The sequence below is a fragment of the Staphylococcus caeli genome (assembly GCF_051413795.1).
GTDB classification, from domain to species: Bacteria; Bacillota; Bacilli; order Staphylococcales; family Staphylococcaceae; genus Staphylococcus; species Staphylococcus caeli_A.
The window spans coordinates 137,768-143,767 of sequence record NZ_JBOIRQ010000003.1; the positions used below are offsets into that span (position 1 = coordinate 137,768).

Below are 6,000 nucleotides of genomic sequence, written 5' to 3' on the forward strand. Positions count from 1 at the left end.
GAGAGAAAAGATAAAGTGAGGGGAGACCGGCAATGCAAAATTTGAAGCTAGACCATTTGATTCATTATGTGCAACAGTTGGATAATTTTAAATATCCAGGGCATTTATTTACTTTGAATCAGGGTGGTCAACATGAAAGGCTTGGAACCTTCAATAAATTAGCGTATATTAGCAATGCTTATATTGAATTATTGGATGTCTATAAACCAGATGTATTGCAAAAAATAGTGAAAACAGATGAAGGCCGAGTATCATTCCCTTCAAAAATCGTGCAGGATCAATACAGTCAAGGCATGAAGACGATGGCGTTTGGCACAACTGACATTGAACAACTTAAAAGTGAATTAGAAGCAAAAGGTGTAGATGTGATTGGTCCCGTCCATATGCATAGAGAAAATGTTAAAGGTGATAAGACATCTTGGAAATTACTTTATATTGCTGACCCTGACTACAGAGTAAAGCCACCTTTCTTTATTCAATGGAATGAACATGAGGGTGTTAGAGAGAAAAAAATAGCGCCTATCCGTCAAAATGAATTCAGGATTAAATCTATTGATATTAATAGTACGGAACGTGCGCATACAGTTCGCAAGTGGCAACGTTGGTTTGATATGGAATTAGTAAGTGAATCTGATAAAACTACCACTTTGAAACTGAAAAATGATGATATTTTATTTAAGATTAGCGATGGCAACTATTCAGGGTATAAGACAGTCACACTTCAAGACAGTAAGACTACATCACCTTATACATTGATTATCCGTGGCTTGAGTTACCGATTTGAAGCGGACTAATAAATATAATTATAAGCACTGTGCGCGATAATGAATATGTGTATCAAAGCAATAATAAGTGTTAAAATAGTCAAATAGGTAGAAATTTTTTGTGTCCGCAATAATAGCAAATAAACAGTTATTATAAATGTAAATGCGGCTAATATAATTCTTAAACTTAAATAGGATATGGTCAACGGCTCGTTCAATGCTTGTATTATGAATACAATATTAACGACTGCCAATAACCCAATAATAATAATACGCATGTCTATACCTCATTTCTTAATCTATAATTAGTATATCAAACGTGTTACTTATATGTGAAAGATTGAGCGTAGCTATGTATAATATCAAAGTATTGAATTGATAAAGGAGACATCAGTTTTATGGAAAAGATGAATATCACAAATCAAGCACACGATGCGTTTGTTAAGTCACATCCAAATGGTGATTTATTACAATTAACAAAATGGGCAGAAACTAAAACACTCACTGGCTGGTATTCAAGACGTATCGCAGTTGGAGAAGATGGAGAAATAGCAGGGGTAGCACAACTTTTATTTAAAAAAGTACCTAAGCTTCCATACACATTATGTTATATATCAAGAGGATTTGTTACGGATTATAGTAATAAACTTGCGCTAGAAACTTTATTAGAAGCTGCGTTACAAATTGCTAAAGAAGAAAAAGCCTATGCTATTAAGATAGATCCAGATGTTGAAGTGGATCAAGGTGCAGATGCACTGACAAACTTAAGAGCGTTAGGATTTAAACATAAAGGATTTAAAGAAGGATTGTCTAAAGATTATATCCAACCTAGGATGACAATGATTACGCCTATAAATAAAACAGATGAAGAACTTATTCAAAGCTTTGAACGTCGTAATCGCTCTAAAGTAAGACTTGCCCTTAAACGTGGTACAACTGTTGAACGTTCTAATAGAGAAGGGTTGAAGACATTCGCTGAGTTAATGCAAATTACAGGCGAGCGTGATGGATTTTTAACTAGAGATATTAGTTATTTCCAAAACATCTATGATGCATTACATGATGATGGTGATGCTGAGTTATTCCTTGTAAAACTTAGTCCAAAACCTGTACTTAAAGACCTAAGAGCAGAACTAGCTGATTTAGAGACTGAAAAAGCTAAACTGTTAGAGAAAAAACAAGATAAGAAAACACTTAATAAAATCAATGATGCTGATAATAAAATCGCAAAAACACAAGAGCTTATTTATGAAATGACAACTTTAGAGTCGACACATCCAGACGGTATTTATTTATCTGGAGCATTGTTAATGTTTGCAGGTAAAAAATCTTATTACTTATATGGCGCATCATCAAATGAATACCGTAATTTCTTACCAAACCATCACATGCAGTTTGCGATGATGCAATATGCGCGTGAACATGGTGCAGAGTCATATGACTTTGGCGGAACAGATAATAACCCAGATAAGGACTCAGATCACTATGGTTTATGGACATTCAAAAAAGTTTGGGGAACATATTTAAGTGAAAAAATTGGTGAGTTTGATTATGTGTTAAATAAACCACTATACCAACTGATCGAAAATGTTAAACCTAAAATGACTAAGGCAAAAATTAAAATATCGCGCAAGTTGAAAAATAAATAAGTAAAATGATAATGATGTGATGCACTATAGAGTTTAGACATGAAGCGTGTGAACTTTATAGTGCATTTTCATTTTTTATATGGATTGCTTTGTGTTTCAAATGAATAGCGCGCAAATGATTAATAAATACATATTAATAGTTCGTTATCTATGGTAGATTGATAATGATACAGGGAAAAGTGAGAGGAGATAAGGGCATGATAAAAAAGTTGTTGCAGTTTTCATTAGGCAATAAATTCGCAATATTTTTAATGGTTTTACTGGTAATACTCGGTGGGGTGTATGCTAGTGCCAAAATGAAACTTGAATTGTTACCTGATGTAGAACCGCCAGTAATAACAGTACAAACGACGATGCCTGGTGCTACACCAGAAACTGTCAAAGAGGATATCAGTGACAAGATTGATGATCAAGTACGATCAATGGCAAACGTCAAAAGCGTAAGCGCGCAATCAATTCAGAATGCGTCTATGGTTACTGTCGAATATGAAGAAGGAACAGATTTAGATAAGGCTGAGAATGATCTAAAGAAAGAAATCGACAAAATTAAATTTGACGATAATGTTGAAGAACCGGAATTAACAAGGAACTCAATGGATGCATTCCCAATTGTCGCATATTCATTTACGACAAAGGATAATAATTTAAAAGATACAACGAGTAAAATTAATAACCAATTACTACCTAAATTACAAACAATTGATGGTGTACAAAATGCACAACTCAATGGACAAACAGCACGTGAAGTTGCAATTAAATTTGACCAAGATAAATTAGAAAAGAGCGGTTTGACTAAAGAAAGCGTTCAACAATATTTAAAGGGTGCTACAGGTAAAACACCACTTGGTCTTTTCCAATTTGATAATACTGAAAAGTCTGTTGTGATTGATGGCGAATTTACGTCAGTCAAAGCGCTTGAAAATTTAGATATTCCATTGGCTGCAGCAGCTGCTGGACAATCTCAAGGAAGTGAAGCATCAGGTCAAGATTCGGGTGCTAGTGATCAAATGACATCAGCAAGTCAACCATCTCCATCGGCTGCAGGTTCAACAGCTGGACAAGGTTCGCAAAGCGATATGCCTTCAGTGAAATTAAAAGATATCGCAGATGTTTCTGCTGGTGATGAACGTGAATCTATTTCTAAAACAAATGGTAAAGATGCAGTAAATGTGCAGGTAACAAAAGCACAAGATGCAAATACTGTACAAGTTGCGAAAGATACAAAAAAAGAAATCGATAAATTTACTAAAGAAAATCCAAGCATGGTAGCAACTAAAGTAATGGATACTGCAAAACCAATTGAAGATGCATTGTATACGATGATTGAAAAAGCAGCTTTAGGTACAATTGTTGCGATTATCGTTATACTATTATTCTTAAGAAATATTAGAACTACTACAATTGCGGTAATATCAATACCAATGTCAATTTTAATTGCAATGATTGCATTAAAATTAGCGAATGTATCATTAAATATACTTACGTTAGGGGCATTAACCGTTGCGATAGGTCGTGTAATTGATGATTCCATCGTGGTCGTAGAAAACATTTACCGTAGACTATCTAATCGTACAGAAACACTTAAAGGAGATAACTTGATTGTAAGTGCGACTAGTGAAGTATTTAAGCCTATCATGTCTTCAACAATCGTCACAATTATAGTGTTCTTACCTTTAGCATTTGTGAGTGGTTCAGTTGGAGAGATGTTTAGACCATTTGCGCTTGCGATCGCATTTAGTTTATTAGCATCACTGCTGGTTTCAATTACAATTGTTCCGGCATTGAGCGCGACTTTATTTAAAAAAGGTGTTAAACCACATAAGAATGAAAAGTCTTTAGGATTTATTGGCAGAAAATATAAAAATGTCTTAAATTGGTCATTAAATCATAAATGGATTGTCATTATTTTAAGTACTGTTATTTTAATCGCAAGTATCGGTTTAGGTGCTGCTAAATTAGGAACAAGCTTTATATCAACAGGTGAGGATAAATACATGGCGTTAACATATACGCCGAAGCCTGGTGAAACACAAGAAGGTATTTTGAAAAATGCAGAACAGGTACAAAAATACTTGAATAGTAAAGATAAAGTAAATACTGTTCAGTACTCTGTTGGTGGTCCTTCGCCAAATGATCCAACTGGTAACTCGAATAGCTTGGCTATAATGGTTGAATATGACTCGAATACGTCAAATTTTGATGAAGAGCCAGATAAAGTATTACAACATATTGAAAAATATAAGCATGATGGTGAATGGGCAAATCAAGATATGGGCACAGGCGGTAGCAATAATGCGCTAGAAATATCAGTTACTGGTCCATCACTTGACGCGATAAAAGGCACTGTAAAGAAAGTTGAAAGTGAAATGAAACACGTTAAAGGTATGGCTAACGTTAAGTCAGATTTAACGCAAACTTATGATCAGTACAATGTGAAAGTAGATCAAAATAAAGCAGCAGAATATGGATTGTCTGCATCACAATTAGCGATGACATTGAATCAAAACACACCTGAGCAAAGTGTTACGACAGTCAAAGAAAAAGGCAAATCTATTGATGTGAAAATCAAAGAAGATAAAGAAAAGCATTGGACTAAAGGAAAATTAGAAAGTACAGAATTACAAACACCAACAGGTCAATCTGTAGAATTAAGCGATATTGCAACTTTAGAAGAAACAACTACACCAAACAAAATTGAAACAAAAGCTGGTGATGAAACGGCAACAGTTTCTGCAAAAGTTACAAGTGATGATGTAGGTGGTACTTCTCAAAAAGTATTATCTAAAGTGAATCAAATTGATACGCCAAATAATGTGAAGATAAATGTTGGCGGTGCAAATGAAGATATTGGTAATGCTATTACACAATTAGCGATGGCGATGCTCGCAGCAATTATCATTGTCTATCTAGTACTTGTATTAACGTTCAAAGGCGCGTTAGCACCATTTACGATACTCTTCTCATTACCATATACAATTATCGGCGTAGTGGTTGCGCTTGTCGTTACAGGCGAAACAGTTTCAGTTCCAAGTATGATTGGTATGCTTATGCTTATAGGTATTGTTGTTACCAATGCGATTGTACTTGTGGACAGAGTGATTAATAATCAAAAAGATGGTTTAGATATGAAAGCAGCATTACTAGAAGCGGGTGGTACACGTATTAGACCAATCTTAATGACAGCCTTAGCAACAATAGGTGCATTGGCACCGATGTTATTCGGAGAAGATAGTTCGATTATCATTTCTAAAGGAATGGCAGCAACTGTAGTAGGTGGATTGATTTCCTCTACATTGTTAACATTGATTGTTGTCCCAGTTATCTATGAAATTCTCTTTACATTAAAAGGGAAAATTTTAGGTAGAAAAAAACGTAAATAAAGTAATATGAAGTAAGGATAGGTATATCAGTTGGAATGAATATTCTGATTGATTCCTGTCCTTATTTTTGTATAAGACGGATTGTAATATTAAGTGCAACACTCTTAAAATTTCATAAAAAAATGCCCATAAACGGCACTCTATTGTAAGATGTTAATAACCACAAAAACACATACAAGGGGTGCCGATATGAGCTATATACATCTT

The 6,000-nt window shown here is 34.5% G+C and carries 3 protein-coding genes; all 3 read left to right on the forward strand.

Annotated features, from left to right (window positions below; genetic code table 11):
- Positions 1 to 32 precede the first annotated feature (32 nt).
- Positions 33 to 794: a VOC family protein gene (locus ACSULM_RS03385; RefSeq protein WP_436860584.1), complete on the forward strand. Its 762-nt coding sequence runs from the start codon at positions 33 to 35 to the stop codon at positions 792 to 794.
- A gap of 368 nt (positions 795 to 1,162) precedes the next feature.
- Positions 1,163 to 2,413 (forward strand): lipid II:glycine glycyltransferase FemX, encoded by a 1,251-nt coding sequence (locus tag ACSULM_RS03390; RefSeq protein WP_436860586.1) that lies wholly within the window; start codon positions 1,163 to 1,165, stop codon positions 2,411 to 2,413.
- Positions 2,414 to 2,610: 197 nt separating this feature from the next.
- Positions 2,611 to 5,793 (forward strand): efflux RND transporter permease subunit, encoded by a 3,183-nt coding sequence (locus ACSULM_RS03395; protein WP_436860588.1) that lies wholly within the window; start codon positions 2,611 to 2,613, stop codon positions 5,791 to 5,793.
- The last annotated feature ends 207 nt before the right edge of the window (positions 5,794 to 6,000 follow it).

What these genes read in the sequence shown, in the direction of transcription:
- ACSULM_RS03385 (WP_436860584.1), top strand. Translation starts at nt 33, where the DNA reads ATGCAAAATTTGAAGCTAGACCATTTGATTCATTATGTGCAACAGTTG.
- ACSULM_RS03390 (WP_436860586.1), top strand. Translation starts at nt 1,163, where the DNA reads ATGGAAAAGATGAATATCACAAATCAAGCACACGATGCGTTTGTTAAG.
- ACSULM_RS03395 (WP_436860588.1), top strand. Translation starts at nt 2,611, where the DNA reads ATGATAAAAAAGTTGTTGCAGTTTTCATTAGGCAATAAATTCGCAATA.